Genomic DNA, 22,833 nt, shown 5'->3' on the forward strand with positions numbered 1-22,833 from the left:
AGTTCACTATACGTGTCTACACATTGTACTGTCTTTTTCGCTTCTCTTACCTTCGTCATACTCCCTCCAAGCTTTCCAGCCTTTTATCTCCATTCTAATTCACCCATTTTGATGAAAGAGGGATAGTTACCGATCGCCAGTTGCATTAGCCAAAGCAAGCGGGAACTTTCATAATGAGGCAATGGCAATCTTCAGCGCAAGAACATTATGGGCTTACTCGTCAACGGTATTTGGCAGGATCAGTGGTACGACACCGAAAGTACAGGGGGGCGATTTGTGCGGCAAGACTCCCAATTTCGCCATTGGATTACCCCCAATGGATCGCCTGGTCCCTCAGGTAATGCTGGGTTCAAAGCCGAAGCAGGGCGCTATCACCTTTATGTTTCCCTGGCCTGTCCTTGGGCGCACCGTGCCCTGATTTTTCGTAAATTGAAGGGATTGGAGGGAATGATCGATGTTTCCGTTGTCCATTGGTTAATGCGAGAAAAGGGCTGGACCTTTGCCCCTGGCCCTGGGGTAGTGCCCGATCCCTTATTTAAGGCGGAATATCTTTACCAAATCTATACCCAGGCAAATGCCCAATATAGTGGTCGGGTGACAGTACCTATCCTGTGGGATAAAGAGACTCAGACCATTGTTAATAACGAATCGTCGGAAATTATCAGAATTTTTAACAGCGCCTTTGATGGGTTGGGGGCAAAGCCTGGGGATTATTATCCCGAAGCTCTCCGTGCCGAAATTAATGCCCTCAATGACCGGATTTATCACACTATTAATAATGGCGTTTATAAATGTGGGTTTGCCACGACCCAAACGGCCTATGAAGAGGCGATCGCCCCATTATTTGAGAGTTTAGATTGGTTAGAGGGGATTTTACAAGATCATCGATATTTAACCGGCGAACAAATTACCGAAGCGGATTGGCGTTTGTTTACCACCTTGATTCGTTTTGATGCGGTCTATGTGGGACATTTCAAATGTAATTTGCGGCGGATTCAGGACTATCCCAACCTGCGGCTCTATCTACGGGACTTATACCAACAACCTGGCATTGCTGAAACGGTCAATTTTCAACACATCAAGGGCCATTACTACGAAAGTCATTTAACTATCAACCCCACGGGAATTGTACCAATGGGGCCAGCGTTGGACCTATTGATCTCCTAAACATTGCCCGCGCCCCCAGACCAACCTTACTTTACTTAATATTTTATTCCCAACATCCTCACCGTTATGGGGATCTAGTATGCCCTTCTGGTATTAGTTGTAAAATCGGAGCCCAAACCACGGCGAGAATAGCCATTTGATCATCAATCAAAAATCATTACCATGGAAGTTTTACGGCAAGGGAGAGCTCTCCTTGTTAATTGTCATAGATATTGCTGACATTGCTGGGGCTGGGATTGGCGAAAAAGTTGCTATAGTGAATCTGATTAAATCGCCCTTTGCTGCTGTTTCAGCTTTTGAACAATGCGCATCCTAGCCCTTGTCCCCGGTGGAATCTCTGAACAAATTCTGTTTTTCCCGACCCTTGCCACCCTCAAGGCGCAATATCCCCAGGCGACGATTGACGTGATTGTGGAACCTAGAGCTAAGTCGGCCTACAGGGTATGTGCTCAGGTTAATGAGGTGCTGGCCTTCGATTATCGGGACCGCAACGGTCTAGCGGACTTTTTAAATCTGTTGGGCATTATTCGTGACCGGGAATACGAAGCGGTGGTGACGGTGGCCCGGCAATGGACAATTGAGTTGCTTCTCTGGCTGAATGGCATTCCCCAACGGGTGGGTTACCAGGGCAGTGCCAGTTTCTTTTTGTCAGCGACAGTGCCTTTTAAGCCGGATCAATATGTTCCTTTCCTTTTCCATGATCTAACCCAAGGCTTTGGTATCAATCGGCCCTGTCCTCCGTTGCAGATTACTCTGCCCAAGGCGGACATTGAGTGGATGGAGGCAACCCAGAAAAAGTTAGACCTGGGAAATGGGGGTTATGTCGTGCTTAATGGCGGGGCCATACGTCAACCGGACACGGGGGATTTTCCTTATCCCATTGCCCAGTGGCATGAAATCATCGAAGACATTAAGCAAAAACAACCGGGATTAAAAATTGTGCTGATCCCTCCAGCGGAGGACACTGGCTGGGTGCAGGCCATGCAGGATCACAATCCGGGGGCAATGGCCATACGTCCAGGGGATGTGGGTAAAATGGCGGCCCTACTGGCGGGGGCTAACTTGGTGGTTTGCACGGAAGGAATTCCCATGCATTTGGCGATCGCCGTGGGGACATACACCGTTGCCATTCTGGGGAAAACTCCCGCCGCCCGTATTATTCCCCCGGATCAAGAAAAATTTATTGGTTTACAGGTGCCCAGTGGCAAAGAAGCGGATGTAAAACCGGCTTTAGTGTTAAAGAAAATTTGGCGCTAAATAACTATTTTAGAAAGTATCAATGGCGATGGTTGCCTCTTCCACTGATAGGATAGGGGCAAACTTTTTCTGTCCATTATCTGCTCTGGATGGTGGCTTTTCTTAGTCTTTGCTTAACCTTAGGAGAAACTTATTTATGACTAGCATTATGTTGAGTACCGTGAAAAATTATGGAAAAACAGTGGAAAAAACCTACAAGGCCGGGGAAGTAATTTTCCGGGAAGGGGCGGTGGAACTATCTATGTTTGGCATACTGGAAGGGCAAGTGGAAATGACTCTGAATGGCCAGTTAATTGAAACCATTGAAGCGGGGGGGATTTTTGGCATAGGGGCCATTGTCCACGGTGATCACCAAAGAACTTCTACGGCGATCGCCAAAACCGATTGCGTGTTGGTGGCCATGGACCGGGAGCGCTTTCTCTTTGTGGTACAGGAAACCCCCATGTTTGCCATAGAAGTGATCCAAAGCTATTCAGACCGCTACCGCAACCTCAAAAAGGTGTATGAAGCGGCGATCGCCGAATAAAAAAACTCACTTGAGCTTAAATTCAAGCCAGAGGACGGAGTGGGGCCATGGCCTGGGCAACTTCCGGCCAGAATACAGCCAGTGATAGGCTAGAGAAATAAATATCCAGCCGTTCTGCGGGGCGGAGTTCCCCCATTATTCCTCTGATGTCCCACTCTGACTTGCCTTTGGCCAAGGCTGTGCCCTTAGATAAAATTCGCTACAACGACCAGGGATTGGTGCCGGCGATCGCCCAGGACTATTTGGACGGCACGGTGTTGATGTTGGCTTGGATGAACCAAGAAGCCCTGGCTAAAACCCTGGCCACGGGGCAGGTGTGGTATTGGAGCCGTTCCCGCCAAGAACTATGGCATAAGGGAGCCACCTCTGGTCATTTCCAAAAACTTTTGGGCATCCGCTACGACTGTGACAGTGATGCTTTATTGCTGACTATTGAGCAAAAAGGGGACATTGCTTGCCATACCGGGGAACGGAGTTGCTTCCACCAACTGGACGGGCATAAATCCGCTCCACCAGCGGATATGTTGACGGAATTGGCCCGGGTCATTGGCGATCGCCGGGATCATCCCACCCCTGAATCCTACACCTGCAAATTGTTGGCGGGGGGAGATAATAAAATCCTGAAAAAAATCGGTGAAGAAAGTGCGGAAGTGGTTATGGCCTGCAAGGATGACGATCCGGAAGCCATCGCCGGGGAAGTAGCAGATTTGTTCTATCACACCCTGGTGGCCCTGGCCCATCACAACGTCGATCTGCGGGCCGTTTATCGCAAACTTGGCGATCGTCGCCAGTAACGGTGCCCAGCCTAGGTCACCCCAAAAAGCCGTGGTACCATGAAAAAACGTAGGGAGAACCCCGGCTTTTCCCGTAATTTCCTTGCCTCAAAATTTCTCAGTTTTTAGCAACTAATATGTCCACCGTTGACCATGCCCCCCAGACTTCAGAAGCGATGGCCATTCCCAAACAGGGATTGCCGGTAACCATCATCACTGGCTTTTTGGGCAGTGGTAAAACCACTCTTTTGAACTATATTTTGAGCAATCAACAGGGTCTCAAAACCGCCGTGTTGGTGAACGAATTTGGTGAAATTGGCATTGATAATGAATTGGTCATTGCCAGTGACGAAAACATGGTGGAATTGAGCAATGGTTGTGTCTGTTGCACCATTAACGAGGATTTAATTGAAGCGGTTTACAAAGTTCTAGAGCGGGAACAGAAAATTGATTATTTGGTGGTAGAAACCACCGGATTAGCGGATCCATTGCCCGTGGCTTTGACCTTTTTGGGCACTGAACTGCGGGACATGACCAGGCTGGATTCCATTGTCACCATGGTGGACTGTGAAAATTTCAGCTTAGATTTATTCAACAGCCAGGCCGCCCAAAGTCAGATTACCTACGGGGACATTATCGTTCTCAATAAAACCGATTTAGTGGATGAAGCGGAGGTGGATGCCCTGGAAGTGCGCCTGCGGGATCTAAAAACGGGGGCGAGAATTTTACGGAGCAAAAAAGCTGAAGTGCCCCTACCCCTCATTCTCAGCGTCGGTCTGTTTGAATCGGATAAGTATGCCCCTGAAGACCACGACCATAGCCATGATCATGACCATGATTGTGCCCCCGATTGTCAGGATCCCAGCCATGACCATAGTCATCACGGCCACGATCATCATCACCATGACCACGGCCATGGGAAAAAGTACAGCAGTGACCACTTAGAAATGGATGGTTTTACCTCCCTTTCTTTCCGCAGTGACCAGCCTTTTTCCATCCGTAAGTTCCAGTATTTTCTCGATAACCAATTGACCCCCAACATTTTCCGCGCTAAGGGGATTCTTTGGTTTAACGAAAGTCCGAAACGACATATTTTTCACCTTAGTGGCAAACGTTTTAGCCTCGAAGATGACCAATGGAATGGGGAAAAGTCCAATCAATTGGTGCTGATTGGCCAAAACCTAGACCACGACAAAATTCGCGAACAAATTAATCACTGTCTAAGTTTGCCGTCGGAGAATAAGGGCAAAGGTTTTGGCAAGGGTTAACTACAACCCCAGAATGATTCTTCTACTTTGTGACCCTTGATCAATTTTTCTACCTACCGCCGCGTTTTAGGTCTATTTTGGCAAACGGCGATCGCCGCTGAGTTGGAGTATCGCCTTAACTTTGTCATTGCCAGCGTGGGCAGTGTGGTGAATTTGGGAGGCAGTTTATTCAGCCTATTTTTGTTCTATCGCACTGGTTATAGCTTTGCGGGCTGGAATTGGCAATCGGCCCTGGTGGTGCTGGGGATGTTCACCATTCTCCAGGGATTGGCGGCCACCCTATTCATTCCCAATCTGAACCGCATTGTCCGTTACGTAGAGCAAGGCACCCTGGATTTTGTGCTGTTAAAACCGATCAGCAGTCAGTTTTGGCTTTCCCTCCGGCAACTGTCCCCCTGGGGCGTACCGGATATTTGTTTTGGGCTGGGGCTAATTATCTATGCGGGGGTGACCTTAAATCTCCAAGGCGAGGATTTACTGCTGGGGGCTATGCTCCTTGGGTTGGGGTGCATTATCCTCTACAGCATTTGGTTTATGCTGGGGGCCACTAGTATTTGGTTCGTTAAGATTTATAACGTCACTGAAGTATTGAAGGGATTTCTCGAAGCTGGCCGTTATCCCATGGTGGCCTATCCCGCCATTTACCGCATCTTTTTCACTTTTGTTATTCCCATCGCCTTTTTGACCACTGTGCCCGCAGAGGCTATGCTGGGTCGCCTAGAACCCATTTGGCTACTGGCAACAGCAGGATTGGCGATCGCCTTGTTGGCCCTTTCCCATTATTTTTGGCAGTTTGCCCTGCGATTCTACACCAGTGCTTCCAGCTAATTCTCCTGTGAGTTCAAACAAACTTAATATGACGACTGAGAGAGCAAAGTTTGAATTCCCCCACAGAGGAGAAAACCAAACCTTTGCCCTGGCCAAAACAACTACCACCACCCCTAAGGCAACTTAGGATTAAACCTAAAATCAAACTAGGGTTGCAGCTTGTTAGTTTGATGATCAATGACATATTTAAGGAGTAACAAACCCCCGTAAATTGCCAGAATGTATGCCGATGCCACTAACAATATCTTCAAAACCATAGTGTCCCTCAAAAACATTAACTATTGTGATTAATTTGGTTGTCATGATCTGCCATCCCACCCAAGACCAACTCCGAGGGAAGCACATTTCTTTGGTTCCTGACCCGGGGGCAATGTTTCGAGGACTCCGTAATCCTTCTCCCTTGCTCAACGCCCTGGAATCAATGTTATTTTTCTCTAGAATCTCCCACTGTCCCGATCGCCAGGGGCGCAGATATAGTACTAATGAGTACGATGCCACGCATAAAAACCGGGGATTAGACAAAACCTAGACCCTGGAGAGCTCTTTGTAATTGATTGCAAATCCTTACCCTTAGCCTAACACAGCCAGCCCGAGTCCGGGGATCTTTTTTTGCTCCGGCATCAAAGCAAAAGTAGAACAAAATTTAGTCAAGGGCAGCGATCGCCCCAAAAACCCAGAATCGACATTTTTAGTTCACGAGAGGTTATCTTAAAATAAGCATCAAGATATGTAAACTTTCGTAAACACATCTGCCAAGTTTGGCCAGCCGATGATCTCCACTACCTCCCTGTTTGCCCCCGTTGACCAAGACCTCCGTTTGTTGACGGATAACCTCAAGCGGCTTGTCGGTGCTCGGCATCCTATTCTGGGGGCGGCGGCGGAACATTTATTCGAGGCTGGGGGTAAGCGGGTGCGGCCGGCGATCGTGTTGTTGGTGTCGAGGGCAACCCTGTTAGATCAAGAATTAACGGCGCGCCATCGACGGCTGGCGGAAATTACCGAGATGATCCACACTGCTAGTCTGGTCCACGATGACGTGGTGGATGAGGCGGATCTGCGGCGTAACGTGCCCACGGTGAATAGTTTATTTGACAATCGGGTGGCGGTGCTGGCAGGGGACTTTCTCTTTGCCCAATCTTCGTGGTATCTGGCTAATTTAGATAATTTGGAAGTGGTGAAATTATTATCGGAAGTAATTCGGGATTTTGCCGAGGGAGAAATTCTCCAAAGTATTAACCGTTTTGACACCGATACTAACTTAGAGACTTATTTGGAAAAAAGTTATTTTAAGACCGCCTCCCTGATTGCCAACAGTGCCAAAGCGGCGGGGGTGCTGAGCGATGCTCCCCGGGAAGTATGCGATCATCTTTACGAATATGGCAAACATTTGGGCTTAGCGTTCCAGATTGTGGACGATATTTTAGATTTCACTTCCCCTACTGAAGTTTTGGGGAAACCGGCGGGGTCGGACTTAATCAGCGGCAACATCACAGCACCGGCCCTATTTGCTATCGAAAAATATCCTCTGCTCGGTAAATTAATTGAACGGGAATTTGCCCAGGCGGGGGATTTAGATCAAGCTTTGGAATTGGTAGAACAAGGGGACGGTATCCGGCGATCAAGGGAATTGGCCGCCCACCAAGCGCAACTGGCCCGGCAACATTTGAGTGTGTTGGAAATGTCCGCTCCGAGGGAATCCCTGTTGGAATTGGTGGACTATGTGCTTGGTCGCTTGCATTAGGGCTTTTCCTTGGGGGGCTAATTTTCCCGTAAACTAGCCTATTCAATCAATTAGTTAAGACTTTGGCAGTGCCAGCAACGATAGTTTTCCATAAACCCTATGGGGTTCTGTGCCAATTTACCGATAACTCGGACAACCCCCGACCGACCTTGAAGGACTATATCGACTTGCCGGATTTGTATCCAGTGGGGAGACTAGACCGGGATAGTGAGGGACTATTACTGCTGACTAGCAACGGTAAACTGCAACATCGTTTGGCCCACCGGGAGTTTGCCCACCAACGCACCTATTTTGTCCAGGTGGAAGGGGCACCAACGACCGCAGACCTAGAACCCCTACGGCGGGGCATAGCTTTGGGGGATTACCGTACCAGACCGGCGATCGCCGACATTATTACTGAACCAGATTTTCCCCCCAGAAATCCCCCCATTCGTTACCGGGCTACCATTCCCACCAGTTGGTTGAGCATTACCCTAACGGAGGGGCGTAATCGTCAAGTGCGGCGGATGACAGCGGCGGTGGGCTTCCCTACCCTGCGACTGGTGCGGGTGCAAATGACAGTAACGGGCCGCTCTCCTCAACGGGGTAAAGGTAAATCAGCAGCACCTTGGCATCTAGCCCTAGAAAATTTGAGTCCGGGGCAATGGCGACCCCTGACCCCCTGGGAAGAAAATTTTTGTCAGCAACTGTTGGCCGGCCCATCCCCCCCCACTCGGCCCAGGAAAACTGGCGATCGCCGTTAATTAGAACTATCTCCACCGCCAGGGCATTAAAATGGGGAATATAGCCAAGCCCCATATCCAGTTAAATATCCCGTTTATGTCCTATCTGATCGCCGTGGTGGCCAACCGTATTGCTGCCGAAGAAGCTTATACAACCTTGGAACAGGCCGGATTTGCCCAAAAGAATTTGACCATCATTGGCACAGGTTATAAAACCGCTGACGAATTTGGCCTAGTAGACCCGAAAAAACAAGCCCTCAAAAGGGCAAAGCTGATGGCCATCTGGTTAGTACCCTTTGGTTTCGCCGCCGGCTATTGCTTTAACCTCATCACCGGCTTGAGCACTTTAGATTGGGCTGGAGACCCCGGTAACCACATTGTGGGCGGCCTGTTGGGGGCGATCGGTGGTGCCATGGGGAGCTTCTTTGTTGGTGGTGGCGTGGGCTTAAGCTTTGGCAGTGGGGATAGCCTGCCCTATCGCAATCTACTCCAAGCAGGGAAATATTTGGTAGTAGTGGCCGGTGGTGAACTGCAAAAACAACGGGCAACCAATCTACTCCGACCCCTTAATCCCGAATATCTTCAGGGTTACACCGCCCCCGATGAAGTGCTGGTGTAGAAATCCAGAGAGTCGGTCTGACTACGGCAAAGATCCGTTAGCACTCAAGGTTAGTGATGGAACGCCAAGCCGTTGCAGCTAGGTTGAGGCTTCTCTTCCCTAAAGGCGAGGAGGTCCCCAGATTCACCCTTTTGCGGCCGAGCTAACAGTGCCCCGGATGAACTGCTCCAAGGAAAAGATTACCAACCGTATTGGGACCAAACTGGATGACTGTAAAGGAATTCCGCTACCCTTACTCCCCGCAACTGATTTAACAGGGGTAAATGACCCTGGGGGGCTGACAAATCCCAGGTAAAACCCTTAGGCCAGCGAGTCCAAACATTGCCGCTTTTCCAACCAATTTTGGGCCAGAGCTTGGTGAATTCTTTGCCGGAAGCTAGCCACAGTCGTCGTTGCACCGAAAAGCCGAAATTCCCGTTGGAGTGGAGCCACCAAAGGGCATTGATGGTGTGGAGGTCTAGGGCAGGAAATTTTTCCACCTCGGTGAAATATAACCATTGCCGTTGACTGGCCCCGGGCCCCGCCAGTTCACAGAGCTTGTCCCTGGTGATTTCATCGGCGCTTTCAAAATCTTGGCGTGCTAGGGCCTCCTGGAGCGACAGATAATCAATGCCCTGGGCTGATTGTAGGGGAAAAATGCCTGTGGGGTAATTCTGCTGGAGTTGGGCCGTGATGGCTTCCTGTCCTAAATTTCGGAGGGTCTGGTAGGTAGTTCCCACCACCAAGAGTGGTTTTTCTAGGGGGGTATTTTTGGCCAAATAATCGAGCAGTACCCCCTGGCCTTCTTCTCCCATTGCTGCCAAAGCGGCGATCGCCGTTAACTGTTTTTTTTCTGAAGCATCATGGAGTTGTTGGGAGAGTTCGGTCAAATTATCAGACATAGAAACAGCGGGATTAATCAGCCTTCAAACCCCATTATCCGCCATGATTGCGGCGAACACACCGCCAAAAAATTTTCAGCCAGGAAAAAAGCCCCAAAAATTCTACCTAAACCTGGCAAAATTCTTGAGGCGCATTTACTTCATTCACTTACAAACCAGATTGAGCCAACTCAAACCGGTTCAGGTACATCTATCTAGCGGAGGATAGTCCTAGCGCACAACTCCGGCATACTGTTCCACGGAGATGGGCTTCATGAAATAGAGTTTGATAAATTGCCAGCCGTTGGAGGCAAAAATGGGCAACTTCCGCAGGGCTTTAACAAAACCAGGGCCACCGGAAGCATCGATCGCCCGTAGGCCTTCATTGTTAGTCACACAGGTTTCCAGGCGATCATAAAATTCAGGATTGTTGACATCGAGAATAATGGGGAACACCCGCCCAGCGGTTTCGTTGGTTTTCTCAATGACTTCCTTATCGTAGCTCCGGGCTTCCAAACCTAAACAGGCATAGAAATCCGCCCGTTGGGTATCGTTGAGATACATGGTGGCGAAGACAGAGAGCAGGAAGAAACGACACCAGAGTTTAGCTTTCCAATCGTTGAGAGTGTGGGGTTGGGCCCGCATAATCGCATCAAAGAAATCCCCGTGGCGATTTTCGTCCTGGCACCAGTTTTCGAAGAACTCAAAAATGGGATAGATGCAATCGTTGGGATTTTTCTCCAAATGACGATAGATGGTGATGTAACGCCAATAGCCAATTTTCTCGGAAAGATAGGTGGCGTAGAAAATAAACTTAGGTTTAAAGAAGGTATATTTACGGCTCTTAGTCAAAAAGCCCAAATCCAAGGACAGGTTAAAGTCCGACATGGCTTTGTTGAGGAATCCAGCGTGGCGAGCCTCATCCCGAGACATGAGGTTAAAGCATTCCGCCAACAGGGGATTTTTATTTTTGAGGCGCCGGCCCAATTCTTTATAGAGCAGGAAGCCAGAAAATTCTGCGGTGCAGGAACGTTCCAGGAATTCCACAAACAATTGACGTTTTTCACCGTCGATGTGATCCCAAGACTTATCAAAGGACTCATTGCGAACAAAGTGATGGCGATTGTAGTCCACCCGAAATTCTTCAAGGATGGCTCGCAACTCGTCTTCGTTGGGAGAAATATCCATTTTTGCCACCTCGTCGAAGTCGGTGGTGTAAAAACGGGGGGTGAGGATGGTTTCCTTGGCGGGAGCCTTAACACCGGGACGGATTTCATCAAATCCAGGCTTTTCGAGGGTATTAACCATAGAGTTGTTTAAAATAGTTTCCTTAACAAAGTTTGCTCGCCATCAAACCAATGGGCAGACCGTGATCGTTAGTGTAACAAGGGTTGAAACGGGGTTTCTAGAAAGATGGCCCAACTGTTACAAACTGTTACGTCTTCCGCCTCAATGGGGAACTTTTGCGGTAGTTAGCCCCGTTTTTGTCGATACCAAGCAATGGTATTTTTCAATCCTTCCCGCAGGGACACCTGGGCCTCAAAGTTAAATTCCGCTTTGGCTTTGGTGGTATCCAAACATCGGCGGGGCTGGCCATTGGGTTGATCGGTTTCCCAAATAATTTCCCCGTCGAACTCCATTAATTCACAGATTAGTTCGGTTAAATCCTTGATGGAAATCTCAAAATTGGTGCCTAGGTTAACGGGGTCTGGTTTGTCGTAGGCTTGGGCGCCCATGACAATGCCCCGGGCTGCATCGGTGGAGTAGAGAAATTCCCTAGTGGGACTGCCATCGCCCCATACTGGCAGTTGTTTATCGCCCCTTTGTTGAGCTTCGTAAACCTTGTAAATTAATGCGGGAATGACGTGGGAACTACGGGGATCAAAGTTATCCTCTGGGCCGTAAAGGTTCACTGGCAATAGGTAAATGCCATTAAAACCGTACTGCAAACGGTAGGACTCTAACTGTACTAACAAAGCTTTCTTGGCTACACCATAGGGGGCGTTAGTTTCTTCCGGATAACCGTTCCATAAATCATCTTCCTTGAAGGGAACGGGGGTAAATTTGGGATAGGCGCAGATGGTACCCACACAAACGAATTTTTTTACTCCGGCTTCATAGGCGGCGTGGATTAACTGCACCCCCATCATCAAGTTGTCGTAGAATAATTCGGCGGGTTTTTCCCGGTTTAAACCAATACCCCCCACGTGGGCTGCTAGGTGAATGACAATGTCCTGATTTTCCACTGCCTGCTCACAGGCTGACGCTTGCCGCAAATCACAATCCTTGGAGCGGGGAATGGTAATTTTTTGGCGATCGCCACCGGCCGCAATTAGTTGGGCAACGACCTGTTTGCCTAAAAAGCCGGCTCCACCGGTGACCAAAATACGCTGATTTTCTAAGGAAAGCATGGTTGGTAAAGAAAATATTGAGTTAAGGAAGGGGTTACCCAAGTCTTTGTGCGCCCCCTAAGTCCTGCAAAAATAGGGGACTTTTATCTCTATTCCCCCAAAATTTGGAGACTAGGGAGAGTTGCTAAAGTGCCTTATATTGAGGCAGTAGTTAACACGGTCAACCCAGATTAATCGACAGCATGGCCATTCTGGCTCCGAATGAAGGCCATGTCCTGGGTCATAAGCTCCCGAACCCTTTCACTCTGGTTAGGGGAAGTTAAACCAAGAACGGCTAAGTCTGCCTCCACCATTAAATGAACCAATTCTGTGAAGCTGACGGAGGGTTGCCAACCTAATTGAGCTTTCGTTTTAGTTGGATCACCAATCAATAGATCCACTTCGGCGGGGCGCAAATAGCGTTCATCAAAGGCAACATAGTCCTGCCAGTTGAGGTTGACGTAACCAAAGGCAATTTCTAAAAATTCCTTAACTTCGTGGGTTTCCCCTGTGGCTACCACATAGTCATCGGGCTGTTCCTGTTGCAACATGGCCCACATGGCTCGCACATAATCCTTGGCGTAACCCCAATCCCTTTTGGAGTCGATATTGCCCAAATACAGTTTCTTTTGGGTGCCGGCCACAATTCTGGCGATCGCCCTGGTAATTTTCCGGGTTACGAAAGTCTCTCCACGGCGGGGGGAATTATGAATCCAGCCTTGGCCGATACCAGCATGAAAGGTGCCGCTGGTAGTAGCAAAATCAAACAACCAATGTTCGTATTCAATGGGCTTAGCCTTTACTACTTCCTCCAAAGGACGACGCATATGTTGCCCTTTATTATTTTGGGTATTGGGCGAATTGAGATTGATTTGATAGTATACCCGGTCTTCTCTTTCCTCAATGCAGATAATAGCCCGCTGTTCTAGAGTAGTTAACCCCAACCAATAAAGTCCGGCGGCCAATACTGGAGATGCAGTCCGAAATCCTTGGAACTCGTAGGTACAAGGAGTACTTTTTAGTCCATCCCCGGCATTAAAACCCTGCAAAAAAGCAATACGTTCTTGATAACAAGCATTCAAAATTCTTTTGGGAATACGTTTGTGCCCACATTGGCTATAAAGGGAGTTGTAGATGTAACGACCATATTCAGGATTTCCATTCAGGCGCAGTTGGATTACTTCTCCCCCGCCTTCAAAGCCAGAATGGCTAACATATCGGGAAGAACTGCCCCCGGTAATCTTGCGCCAAGACGCTTCAACTCTGTCCAATAATACGGAATCCTGATTGGTTACCTGTACTTTGCCCTGTTCACTGACATAACCTTCCGCCGCAATCATTCCCAACAACCAAGCTTCAGTCTCAGTCAAATCAATTTGGTCTGTGGGTTGGGGTAAGTTGATCAGGGCCAGGCGATCGCCTACTTTTACATCTCCAGCTGGTAATTCTGAAGCCTGTTCATTTTTTTCTACAAAGACAACATGGTCACTCGTGGCTTGATAGACTGCCCCCCTGGCCGCAATACGATGCACCTGCTTATTTTTACTAGGGTCACGTTTAGCTCCATTCCAAGTTGCCGTCATGCAAGTAACTTCTGTCCAACCATTGGCATCCCAGACTTCAAAACGGTTTTCGGGGAAGAGATCCGTTGTATAACGGTGACCATGACTGGCATCGGTTCGATGGGGGACTACATCTTCAATCGGTAAAATGTCGATTAATCCATTCTTCCGGATTATTACCGGGGTCTCGGCGGTGACACATTCGTGGTTGAACAAAATGCCGTTACAGGCAAACAAATTGTAGGACTCGCGATAGTTGACCGTTTGCCAATGGCCATAAACCTTGGCACAGGCGTAGGGACTACGGGGATAAAAAGGGGTGGTTTCCTTTTGGGGGATGTCTTGCACTTTGCCAAACATCTCCGAGGAACCAGCTTGATAGAACTTCACCTGAATGCCGGTGCGGTGTTGGTAATCCCGAATTGCTTCCAAAAGACGTAGCGTTCCCATGGCCACCGAGTCCACCGTATATTCCGGGGAATCAAAGCTCACCCGCACGTGGGATTGGGCTCCCAGATTGTAAATCTCCGTCGGTTTGACATCTTCCAAGATGCGGCGCAGGGTGGTGCCGTCGGTCAAATCACCGTAATGGAGCCGGAGTTTGGCCTCAGGATCATGGGGATCAACATAAAGATGATCGATGCGGTCGGTATTAAAGGTGGAAGTACGACGGATGATGCCATGGACTTGGTAGCCCTTTTCCAACAACAATTCACTCAGATAGGAGCCATCTTGCCCCGTGATACCTGTCAGCAAAGCAACTTTAGACTTTGACATTAGTTAAATTTTCCCCATTACCCCAAAATACATCCCCCTAAAAATATCAGAATCTTTGCCCGGATGCCGACCTTCTGGCGATCGCCATGGTGACCAATGATTCTGGCTTTGGCATTCTGGCCGACATTGGCCAAATGTTAATGGAGCACTGTGGCGGGACCCAGGGGCAATATGACGAATAAATTCAAGTTTGCCATGGGGATATGGGACGCAACTGCATCCCCGACTATTATCTAAACTGAAAAGAGTTTGGCAAAGGCTCAACTAAATGCGGGGGTCTGAGCTTAGTCGCCGATTCAAAGTTAAAAAGATCACCATGATTTCTTCCTCCACCTCCCTGACTATTCTTGAAAAACGATCCCTCAAAATAGCCCGCTTCGGTAATGTGATTATGGCGATCGCCGGCATTTTAACAGCCTGGATGGCCAATGCCGATGCATTACTGGTGGATGGTTTATATTCCGGTATTAACTTTTTGTCATCTCTGGTTGCCGCAAGGGTAGGGGAATCGGTCATGCGACCCTGGGATAAAACTCGGCCCTTTGGCTACTACGCCGATGAAGCGATTTATATTACATTTCGTTCGGTGATTTTACTGGGCATCCTTGCCTTTGCTGTATTTTCCGCCATCACAAAGATCATTGCCTATGCCTCTGGCCATGAGTTTTCAGAGATCGTCCTCGGTCTGATTGTAATTTATTCAGTGGGAATGACAGTCATCTGCGGCGGGCTATATTACGTCCACCGTTACTATTGGCTCAAAACAGGCAAAAGAAGCGATATTCTCAAGACCGAACAGCAATCGGCATTAATTGATGGCGTTATCAGTGCCGCAGTGGGTCTGGCCTTTGGACTGGCACCTCTGTTAAAAAACACTCCCCTGCACTTCATTCTGCCGGTCATTGATTCGGTTATTGTACTAGTGCTAGTGGCTTTGATAATTAATCAACCCATCCGATCATTTTTAAATGCCTTAGCTGAGATTGCGGGAGAATCGTCCTCCCCCAGGGTTATTGCCAGTATCCATGAAGCTGTATCTGAAGCCATTCCCGAGGCAATGGACTATACGTTAATCGATGTGGCCTCGTCAAAACTAGGCAGATTTCATGTGGTCATGATTTATCTAAATGTTCATCATCCTATCCAGGGTGAGTTGGTAGATGAACTACGCCTCAGCATTAAGTCTGCCTGTGAAAAGCGCATTGGACTGGTGGAAGTGGAAGTCATTCTAACCGCTACGCCCCGTCTTTTGGCCAGATAACTGAAGGGACAAATTTGCCGTCCTAAAATTCTGTTTCCCCAGTTCCAGTCTGCCCCCTGAATCGATCCATTAAAGCGACTGTAATGAGGGGGGCTTTTAAAACACTATTTAAGGCTTGCTAATACCTTTGTGGTACAAAGAATTGTTCATTGAGGGGGGGACGAACGTAACTATGGGGGGCGATCGTCCGGGGAGGTAACTCCAGCGGCTCTGGGGTCATATCAACATAGGGAATTTTGCTTAAAACATGGTTAATACAATTAAGACGAGCCCGTTTTTTATCGTCGGCTTCCACCGTGAACCAGGGAGCTTCTGGGATATTAGTGTGAGCAAACATATTATCCTTAGCCTGGGAATATTCTACCCATCGGTCCCTTGACTCCAAATCCATGGGACTGAGTTTCCAACGACGGGCAGGATCCGTAGTACGGGACTGAAAACGCCGTTCTTGCTCTTCATCGCTGACTGAAAACCAATATTTCAGCAAAATGATGCCAGAACGAACCAACATCCGTTCAAATTCCGGACATGTATGCATAAATTCTTGATACTGCTCCTCAGTGCAAAATCCCATCACCCGTTCCACGCCAGCACGATTGTACCAACTGCGATCAAAGCAAACAATCTCTCCCCCGGCAGGTAAATGGGGAACGTAACGCTGAAAATACCATTCCGTCTTCTCTCGATCACTGGGGGTTCCCAAGGCAACGACCCTACAGCCCCGGGGATTTAAGGGTTCGGTAATGCGCTTGATGGTTCCCCCTTTGCCAGCGGCATCCCGCCCTTCAAACAAAATGACAATGCGGGTGCCAGTGTGTTTCACCCAATATTGCATTTTCACTAATTCAAGCTGTAATCGAGCTAGTTCATCTTCATACTTTTTCTTTGGGAGTTTGGAGCTACCTTCTCCCTCTGACAAGCGAGGCACTTGATCCGTAGTCAAACTTTGTTTATCTTGCTTGGCTTTTTTGGATTTTTTTGTCATTCCAATTCCTGTAATTTCCTAGGTTACTGGTCTATAAAGGTTAAAAAACCTTGATATGAGCATCTAGTCATCCCCCCCTCCCCCTGCTTTAACAGAGGTGTCCGCATTCAGATCTATTTTAGAGACAAATAACAATTGATCGGTGTTGAATGCTACGAAATATCAAGTTATTTGGGGATTTTTTTCCCTAGAAGCTGAACTTGGACTATGGGAGAAAAACATTACCTAACTTAATTTCTTGGACAATGAAAAATTTACTAAACTTAACTAAAAAAACAGATAGGAGCATTAATGAATGGTGAAATTTAGCGGTCAGGAGCAAAATTTTCCTGCCAGTTAAATACCACATATCTTCTATCTTGGATGCTAAAAATATCCGAGTCCGTCGGGAGAAAATACCATCTAGGTGATGTGGGGAAACTTGAGGGTGAACATGGAATGGTTTAGCACCCTTCCGTTCGATCTCGTTTTTCCGGTTTTTCCTGCCCCACTTACCTAGCGGAGAATCTCCCCTCGCAGACGCAAGCAAAAGAAAAACTCATCTTGTTGATAAACATTGCCTATATTAATTTTCCGTTACAAAGCTTTACAAAAGCCCCAATAATCCTTTAAAGTGTTAACAGTCAGTTCTAATCTGAACCTTGACAAATACATAAGGAATTATAACCAAATGACAACGACTCTCCAACAGCGCGAAAGCGCTTCCTTGTGGGAACAGTTTTGTCAGTGGGTGACATCTACCAACAACCGGATCTATGTCGGTTGGTTCGGTACTTTGATGATCCCCACCCTCTTAACTGCCACCACCTGCTTCATCATTGCCTTCATCGCCGCCCCTCCCGTCGACATCGACGGTATCCGCGAGCCCGTTGCTGGTTCTTTGCTCTACGGTAACAACATCATCTCTGGTGCTGTTGTACCTTCTTCCAACGCCATTGGGCTTCACTTCTACCCCATCTGGGAAGCTGCTTCCTTAGATGAGTGGTTGTACAACGGTGGTCCTTACCAGTTGGTAGTATTCCACTTCCTCATTGGCATCTTCTGCTACATGGGTCGTCAGTGGGAATTGTCCTACCGCTTAGGTATGCGTCCTTGGATTTGTGTGGCTTATTCTGCCCCCGTATCCGCTGCCACCGCTGTATTCTTGATTTACCCCCTTGGTCAAGGCTCCTTCTCTGATGGTATGCCTTTGGGTATTTCTGGTACTTTCAACTTCATGATCGTGTTCCAAGCTGAGCACAACATCCTGATGCACCCCTTCCACATGTTAGGTGTGGCTGGTGTATTCGGTGGTAGCTTGTTCTCCGCCATGCACGGTTCCTTGGTAACCTCCTCCTTGGTGCGTGAAACCACCGAAGTTGAATCCCAGAACTACGGTTACAAATTCGGTCAAGAAGAAGAAACCTACAACATCGTTGCCGCTCACGGCTACTTTGGTCGGTTGATCTTCCAATATGCTTCTTTCAACAACAGCCGTTCCTTGCACTTCTTCTTGGGTGCTTGGCCTGTAATCGGCATCTGGTTCACTGCGATGGGTGTAAGCACCATGGCATTCAACCTGAACGGTTTCAACTTCAACCAATCCATCTTGGATAGCCAAGGTCGTGTAATCGGCACCTGGGCTGATGTGTTGAACCGTGCCAACATCGGTTTTGAAGTAATGCACGAACGCAATGCCCACAACTTCCCCCTCGACTTGGCTTCTGGGGAGCAAGCTCCTGTGGCTTTGACCGCTCCTGCTATCAATGGTTAATTCCTTGGTGTAACACCAATTGAATAATCAGCGAATTGCACTCTCCTTTCCGGGGGGTGCTTTTTGCTTGGTCAGCAACCAGGCGATCGCCGGAGAGTCCGGGGCAGTTACCATGAAAAGATGGATTAATCTTAAACAGAGGGATTATGGGGGAAGAACCTTTGCCGGGGGAAAAACAATTGGGCAAGAAGTCAAAGAAAAAAAATACTGCCTGGAGCATTGAGGAAAGCGAGACCCTTTACCGAGTTGAGGCTTGGGGCGCACCCTATTTTGCCATCAATGCGGCGGGTAACGTGACGGTTTCCCCCAACGGCGATCGGGGCGGCTCCTTAGATTTACTAGAACTGGTGGAGGCCTTGCGGCAAAGGAAATTAGGCTTGCCCCTATTAATTCGTTTTTCCGATATTCTTGCCGATCGCCTAGAACGGTTGAATAGTTGTTTTGCCAAGGCGATCGCCCGTTACAATTACCCCAACACCTATCAGGCGGTTTATCCAGTTAAATGTAACCAGCAACGGCATTTGGTGGAGGCCTTGGTGCGCTTTGGCCAAACGTCCCAATGTGGACTGGAAGCGGGGTCTAAGCCAGAACTGATGATCGCCCTGGCCACCCTACCGCCTCCCTTAGACCGTCAGGACAAACATGCCAAACCCCTAATTATCTGCAATGGCTATAAAGACCAGGATTATCTAGAAACGGCCCTGTTGGCCAAGCGTTTGGGCCATCGCCCCATCATAATCGTTGAACAACTGCGAGAACTAGAATGGGTACTACACATCTCCCAGCAGTTAAATATTAAACCTATGTTGGGGGTACGGGCCCGGTTAAGTTGTCAGTCATCCAAATCCTCGGAAACTTCCTCCAGCAAGGGCGATCGGGCCAAGCTAGGGCTGACCATGCCGGATATTGTGACGATGATTCGTCGGCTGGAGGAAAATAACTGCCTTGATTGCCTGAAAATGCTCCATTTCCATCTGGGAACCCAAGTTTCAGACATTGCCCTGATTAAAGAAGCTATGAGGGAAGCCAGCCAACTCTATGTGGAGCTGGTCAAGTTGGGGGCCAAAATGCGCTACCTCAATGTGGGCGGCGGTTTGGCGGTGGACTATGACGGTTCCAAAACCAACTATCCCGCCTCGAAAAATTACAATATGCAGAACTACGCCAACGATATTGTGGCGGCCATTCAAGATGCCTGTGAGCTTGGGCACATTGCCCCTCCCATCCTAGTGAGCGAAAGTGGGCGGGCGATTATGGCCCATCAGTCGGTGCTAGTTTTTGATGTGTTGGGCAGTAACCATGCGGGCTTTAGTGAACCCCACCCCCCTGACCAAAATGCCCATCCCCTGCTGAAAAATCTGTGGGAATGTTACGAAACTATTACAACGGCACAATACCAAGAGCAATACCATGACGCTCTGCAATTAAAAGCCGAGGCTAGCAGTCTCTTTAACTTTGGTTATTTAACCTTGACTGAACGGGGGCAGGCAGAACAAATTCACTGGGCTTGTTGCCGTAAAATTTTTGAAATTACTAGACAGTTGGAGTATATTCCCGAAGATTTTCAGGCCCTAGATAAAATAATGACCGATATTTACTACGTTAATTTGTCGGTTTTTCAATCAGCACCAGAATCCTGGTCTTTGGATCAACTTTTTCCTATTCTGCCCATTCATCACCTCAATGAAAAGCCTAGTCAAAGGGTGATTTTAGCCGATTTAACCTGTGATAGTGACGGCAAAATTGACCGCTTTATTGACCTGTGGGATGTCAAGCCCTACCTGGAAGTTCACCCCCTAGAAAATGATGGTAATCCTTACTATTTAGGTATGTTTTTAGTCGGTGCTTACCAAGAAATTATGGGTAATTTGCACAACTTATTTGGCGACATCAATGTAGTTCACATTGCCACCACTCCCCAGGGTTATCAGATCGAGTCGGTGGTGCGGGGGGATACCATGACCGAAGTTTTAGGCTATGTCCAGTACGATTCCGATGATTTACTCGAGGGTCTGCGGCGTCATACGGAATTAGCCCTCAGTAATGGGCAGATTACCCTAGAGGAATCTCGACGGCTGTTGGAAGATTATGAGCAAAGTTTACGACGCTACACCTATCTAAGCTGACCTGCTAGGAAGCAATAACAGTGCTGTTGTAGTCTAGTCTATGGAGCCCCCTAAAATAGTGCCGAGATTAGGTCAACTTTGCTTGCTCTCCCATCGCAATGTTGTTTAAACCAGACTATTTGCCTATGGCTCCAACAATTGTAAAAATTCTACCTCCGATAGTAATTTAATCCCTAAACTTTCCGCCTTGGCGGCCTTACTACCGGGCTTATCCCCCAATAGAACATAATCAGTTTTGGCACTTACACTGCTGGTTACTTTGCCGCCGCTCTGCTCAATTAATTCCTGAGCTTCTGTGCGACTGAGATTGGGTAAAGTTCCGGTTAACACAAAGGTTTTGCCCCTTAATTTGCCGCTGTCAGTTCTGGTCTGATCAATGCCGTGGTCTGCCAATGCCAAACCCAACTCCTGTAAATCTTGAATCAATTGTTGATTGCCAGGGTTCCTGAACCAATTAACCACGGCTTCGGCAATTTCTGGGCCAATGCCATAGACCCCTTCCAGGTCGGGAATGCTGGCTTGGCTCAGTTTTTCCACGGTGGGAAACTGTTGGCTGAGTAATTTGGCATTGACTTGCCCCACATGGCGGATACCCAAACCAAATAAAATGCGGCTCCAGGGTTGGTTTTTACTAGCTGCAATGGCGGTAACTAATTTTTCGGCGGATTTTTGGGCAAAGCGTTCCAATGCCAACAATTGCTCTACCTGTAAACGGTACAAATCAGCAATGGAGTTGACTAACCGATTTTCCAAGAGCGTAATCACAACCTTTTCCCCCAAACCTTGAATATCCAGCGCATTGCGGCTAGCCCAGTGGATTAAACTGCCTTGCAAAATGGCGGAGCAGGAACTATTGACACAACGGGTGACGGCTTCTTCCAACGGGCGCACCAAAGGGGAACCACAGGCGGGGCAATGGGAAGGAAAAATGTAGGGAGTGGTATTTTCCGGGCGCAATTCTGTCATTACCCGCACCACTTCGGGGATAATTTCCCCCGCTTTGCGAATAATTACCGTGTCTCCCACCCGGATGTCCAATTCTCGGATGCGGTCTTGGTTATGCAGGGTAGCCCGTTGTACCGTTGTGCCCGCTAACTGTACTGGCTCCATCACTGCTAGGGGAGTGACTGCGCCGGTGCGGCCCACATTGACTTCAATGGCTTTGACCACAGTGGGAGTTTCTTCGGCGGGATATTTTAAGGCGATCGCCCAGCGGGGAAATTTTTGGGTAAATCCCAACTCGCTTTGCAGTGGATACTGATTAATTTTCACTACTACCCCATCAGTCATATAGGGTAAGCGCTGGCGAGCCCCTTCCCAGTCTTCAAAATATGCCACTACTCCATCTAAATCTTCACAAAGCTGACAATGGGGATTAACCATAAAACCAGCTTTTTTGAGGTATTCCAAGGCCTGCCATTGACTTTGAATTTGCTCTTCTTGCCCTGGTAAATGGAGGGTGTAAGCAAAAAATTGTAAGCGTCTTTGGTGGACAATTTTGGAATCCAATTGGCGGAGGGTGCCGGCGGCAGCGTTGCGGGGATTGGCAAATAGGCTTTCTCCCTGGGCTTCCCGTTCTTGATTGATGCGATTAAATTCCGCCAGGGGCAAAAAGGCTTCCCCCCTCACTTCCACCGTTGGGGGCGGATTATCCAAATTCAATTTCAGGGGAATGGAACGAATGGTTTTAATATTTTGGCTAATTTCTTCCCCGGTGGTGCCGTCTCCCCTGGTGACCCCCCGCACCAACAAACCATTTTCATAGGTCAGGGCGATCGCCGAGCCGTCAATTTTGAGCTCACAGACGTATTCAGCTTTTTCAATGGTTGGGGCAATGCGTTGCCACCGTTCCTGCCACTGCTGTAGTTCCTGGACGTTAAAGGCATTTTCCAGGCTGTAGAGGGGAATATTGTGGGTAACGGCGGAGAATTGGCTAGCGGGTTGTTCCCCCACCCGTTGGGTTGGACTGTCGGGGGTAATGAGCTCCGGGTTTTCTGCCTCTAGTTTTTGTAGTTCCCGATAAAGCTGGTCATAAACGCTATCCTCCATAATCGGTGCATCTAGCACATAGTAGGCGTAGCTAGCTTTTTGGAGTTGTTGGCGCAGTTGCAAAAGGCGATCGGCGGTGGTCATAGCTTATGTCTATTGTCCAAAAGGCTTGCTCTAGCAGAAATTGGCCTCCTTCTAGAGGGTTACAGAAGAGATAATGGGACGATTT

The 22,833-nt window shown here is 48.3% G+C and carries 19 protein-coding genes and 2 pseudogenes; 14 read left to right on the top strand and 7 right to left on the bottom strand.

Annotated features, from left to right (window positions below; translation table 11 throughout):
• Positions 1 to 207: 207 nt before the first annotated feature.
• The 11 genes from IQ217_RS12385 (at position 208) to IQ217_RS12435 (ending at position 8,901) form a co-directional block, all read left to right on the top strand.
• A complete protein-coding gene (locus IQ217_RS12385; protein WP_194020179.1) occupies positions 208 to 1,167 on the top strand; it encodes a glutathione S-transferase family protein in 960 nt (319 codons plus the stop codon).
• A 136-nt stretch (positions 1,168 to 1,303) separates the two neighbouring features.
• Positions 1,304 to 1,483 carry a hypothetical protein gene (locus IQ217_RS12390; protein WP_194020180.1) on the top strand — a complete coding sequence of 60 codons (180 nt, stop codon included), beginning with the start codon at positions 1,304 to 1,306 and terminating at the stop codon, positions 1,481 to 1,483.
• Positions 1,471 to 2,424: a glycosyltransferase family 9 protein gene (locus IQ217_RS12395; protein WP_190598448.1), complete on the top strand. Its 954-nt coding sequence runs from the start codon at positions 1,471 to 1,473 to the stop codon at positions 2,422 to 2,424. Before IQ217_RS12390 ends, IQ217_RS12395 begins: the two co-directional genes overlap by 13 nt.
• Before the next feature lie 136 nt (positions 2,425 to 2,560).
• Positions 2,561 to 2,950, top strand: coding sequence for a cyclic nucleotide-binding domain-containing protein (locus IQ217_RS12400; protein WP_199309706.1), 390 nt, complete (start codon positions 2,561 to 2,563; stop codon positions 2,948 to 2,950).
• Positions 2,951 to 3,096: 146 nt separating this feature from the next.
• Entirely contained in the window at positions 3,097 to 3,744 is a 648-nt protein-coding gene (gene hisIE / locus IQ217_RS12405) for a bifunctional phosphoribosyl-AMP cyclohydrolase/phosphoribosyl-ATP diphosphatase HisIE (RefSeq protein ID WP_194020181.1), read from the top strand.
• A 116-nt stretch (positions 3,745 to 3,860) separates the two neighbouring features.
• Positions 3,861 to 4,991 (top strand): CobW family GTP-binding protein, encoded by a 1,131-nt coding sequence (locus IQ217_RS12410; RefSeq protein ID WP_190598446.1) that lies wholly within the window; start codon positions 3,861 to 3,863, stop codon positions 4,989 to 4,991.
• A gap of 135 nt (positions 4,992 to 5,126) precedes the next feature.
• Entirely contained in the window at positions 5,127 to 5,819 is a 693-nt protein-coding gene (locus tag IQ217_RS12415) for an ABC-2 family transporter protein (RefSeq protein ID WP_194020202.1), read from the top strand.
• A gap of 283 nt (positions 5,820 to 6,102) precedes the next feature.
• Entirely contained in the window at positions 6,103 to 6,348 is a 246-nt protein-coding gene (locus IQ217_RS12420; protein WP_194020182.1) for a hypothetical protein, read from the top strand.
• A 240-nt stretch (positions 6,349 to 6,588) separates the two neighbouring features.
• Positions 6,589 to 7,560 (top strand): solanesyl diphosphate synthase, encoded by a 972-nt coding sequence (sds, locus tag IQ217_RS12425; protein ID WP_190598444.1) that lies wholly within the window; start codon positions 6,589 to 6,591, stop codon positions 7,558 to 7,560.
• A 68-nt stretch (positions 7,561 to 7,628) separates the two neighbouring features.
• Positions 7,629 to 8,303 (top strand): pseudouridine synthase, encoded by a 675-nt coding sequence (locus tag IQ217_RS12430; protein ID WP_190598443.1) that lies wholly within the window; start codon positions 7,629 to 7,631, stop codon positions 8,301 to 8,303.
• A 76-nt stretch (positions 8,304 to 8,379) separates the two neighbouring features.
• Entirely contained in the window at positions 8,380 to 8,901 is a 522-nt protein-coding gene (locus tag IQ217_RS12435; RefSeq protein WP_190598454.1) for a hypothetical protein, read from the top strand.
• 179 nt (positions 8,902 to 9,080) lie between these two features.
• Here the strand turns inward: IQ217_RS12435 and IQ217_RS12440 are convergent, their stop codons facing one another.
• From IQ217_RS12440 to IQ217_RS18985, 5 genes and pseudogenes are all read right to left on the bottom strand, one after another.
• Complete coding sequence (locus IQ217_RS12440) at positions 9,081 to 9,782, bottom strand: GUN4 domain-containing protein (RefSeq protein WP_194020183.1); 702 nt, start codon at positions 9,780 to 9,782, stop codon at positions 9,081 to 9,083.
• Positions 9,783 to 9,992: 210 nt separating this feature from the next.
• Positions 9,993 to 11,069, bottom strand: a complete 1,077-nt coding sequence (acsF, locus tag IQ217_RS12445; RefSeq protein WP_190598441.1) for a magnesium-protoporphyrin IX monomethyl ester (oxidative) cyclase — start codon at positions 11,067 to 11,069, stop codon at positions 9,993 to 9,995.
• Between the two features lie 164 nt (positions 11,070 to 11,233).
• Positions 11,234 to 12,172 carry a GDP-L-fucose synthase family protein gene (locus IQ217_RS12450; RefSeq protein ID WP_194020184.1) on the bottom strand — a complete coding sequence of 313 codons (939 nt, stop codon included), beginning with the start codon at positions 12,170 to 12,172 and terminating at the stop codon, positions 11,234 to 11,236.
• Positions 12,173 to 12,342: 170 nt separating this feature from the next.
• Positions 12,343 to 12,933 (bottom strand): annotated as a pseudogene (locus IQ217_RS19510) (GDP-mannose 4,6-dehydratase); the annotation flags it as partial.
• A 945-nt stretch (positions 12,934 to 13,878) separates the two neighbouring features.
• A pseudogene (locus IQ217_RS18985) lies at positions 13,879 to 14,490 on the bottom strand (GDP-mannose 4,6-dehydratase); the annotation flags it as partial.
• 316 nt (positions 14,491 to 14,806) lie between these two features.
• On the opposite strand from IQ217_RS18985, the gene IQ217_RS12460 reads away from it, so the two are divergent.
• Positions 14,807 to 15,751, top strand: coding sequence for a cation efflux transmembrane domain-containing protein (locus IQ217_RS12460; RefSeq protein ID WP_194020186.1), 945 nt, complete (start codon positions 14,807 to 14,809; stop codon positions 15,749 to 15,751).
• 118 nt (positions 15,752 to 15,869) lie between these two features.
• Here the strand turns inward: IQ217_RS12460 and ppk2 are convergent, their stop codons facing one another.
• Positions 15,870 to 16,736 carry a polyphosphate kinase 2 gene (gene ppk2, locus IQ217_RS12465; RefSeq protein ID WP_199309704.1) on the bottom strand — a complete coding sequence of 289 codons (867 nt, stop codon included), beginning with the start codon at positions 16,734 to 16,736 and terminating at the stop codon, positions 15,870 to 15,872.
• A 670-nt stretch (positions 16,737 to 17,406) separates the two neighbouring features.
• On the opposite strand from ppk2, the gene psbA reads away from it, so the two are divergent.
• Positions 17,407 to 18,489: a photosystem II q(b) protein gene (gene psbA, locus IQ217_RS12470; protein ID WP_194020093.1), complete on the top strand. Its 1,083-nt coding sequence runs from the start codon at positions 17,407 to 17,409 to the stop codon at positions 18,487 to 18,489.
• 146 nt (positions 18,490 to 18,635) lie between these two features.
• Positions 18,636 to 20,615, top strand: coding sequence for a biosynthetic arginine decarboxylase (gene speA, locus IQ217_RS12475; RefSeq protein ID WP_194020187.1), 1,980 nt, complete (start codon positions 18,636 to 18,638; stop codon positions 20,613 to 20,615).
• Positions 20,616 to 20,738: 123 nt separating this feature from the next.
• On the opposite strand, the gene ligA is transcribed toward speA, so the two are convergent.
• Complete coding sequence (ligA, locus tag IQ217_RS12480) at positions 20,739 to 22,748, bottom strand: NAD-dependent DNA ligase LigA (protein WP_194020188.1); 2,010 nt, start codon at positions 22,746 to 22,748, stop codon at positions 20,739 to 20,741.
• Positions 22,749 to 22,833: the final 85 nt, after the last annotated feature.

This window comes from Synechocystis salina LEGE 00031, from assembly GCF_015207985.1.
GTDB classification, from domain to species: Bacteria; Cyanobacteriota; Cyanobacteriia; order Cyanobacteriales; family Microcystaceae; genus Synechocystis; species Synechocystis salina.

What these genes read in the sequence shown, in the direction of transcription:
- IQ217_RS12385 (WP_194020179.1), top strand. Translation starts at nt 208, where the DNA reads ATGGGCTTACTCGTCAACGGTATTTGGCAGGATCAGTGGTACGACACC.
- IQ217_RS12395 (WP_190598448.1), top strand. Translation starts at nt 1,471, where the DNA reads ATGCGCATCCTAGCCCTTGTCCCCGGTGGAATCTCTGAACAAATTCTG.
- IQ217_RS12400 (WP_199309706.1), top strand. Translation starts at nt 2,561, where the DNA reads ATGACTAGCATTATGTTGAGTACCGTGAAAAATTATGGAAAAACAGTG.
- hisIE (WP_194020181.1), top strand. Translation starts at nt 3,097, where the DNA reads ATGTCCCACTCTGACTTGCCTTTGGCCAAGGCTGTGCCCTTAGATAAA.
- IQ217_RS12410 (WP_190598446.1), top strand. Translation starts at nt 3,861, where the DNA reads ATGTCCACCGTTGACCATGCCCCCCAGACTTCAGAAGCGATGGCCATT.
- sds (WP_190598444.1), top strand. Translation starts at nt 6,589, where the DNA reads ATGATCTCCACTACCTCCCTGTTTGCCCCCGTTGACCAAGACCTCCGT.
- IQ217_RS12435 (WP_190598454.1), top strand. Translation starts at nt 8,380, where the DNA reads ATGTCCTATCTGATCGCCGTGGTGGCCAACCGTATTGCTGCCGAAGAA.
- IQ217_RS12440 (WP_194020183.1), bottom strand. Translation starts at nt 9,782, where the DNA reads ATGTCTGATAATTTGACCGAACTCTCCCAACAACTCCATGATGCTTCA.
- acsF (WP_190598441.1), bottom strand. Translation starts at nt 11,069, where the DNA reads ATGGTTAATACCCTCGAAAAGCCTGGATTTGATGAAATCCGTCCCGGT.
- IQ217_RS12450 (WP_194020184.1), bottom strand. Translation starts at nt 12,172, where the DNA reads ATGCTTTCCTTAGAAAATCAGCGTATTTTGGTCACCGGTGGAGCCGGC.
- IQ217_RS12460 (WP_194020186.1), top strand. Translation starts at nt 14,807, where the DNA reads ATGATTTCTTCCTCCACCTCCCTGACTATTCTTGAAAAACGATCCCTC.
- ppk2 (WP_199309704.1), bottom strand. Translation starts at nt 16,736, where the DNA reads ATGACAAAAAAATCCAAAAAAGCCAAGCAAGATAAACAAAGTTTGACT.
- psbA (WP_194020093.1), top strand. Translation starts at nt 17,407, where the DNA reads ATGACAACGACTCTCCAACAGCGCGAAAGCGCTTCCTTGTGGGAACAG.
- speA (WP_194020187.1), top strand. Translation starts at nt 18,636, where the DNA reads ATGGGGGAAGAACCTTTGCCGGGGGAAAAACAATTGGGCAAGAAGTCA.
- ligA (WP_194020188.1), bottom strand. Translation starts at nt 22,748, where the DNA reads ATGACCACCGCCGATCGCCTTTTGCAACTGCGCCAACAACTCCAAAAA.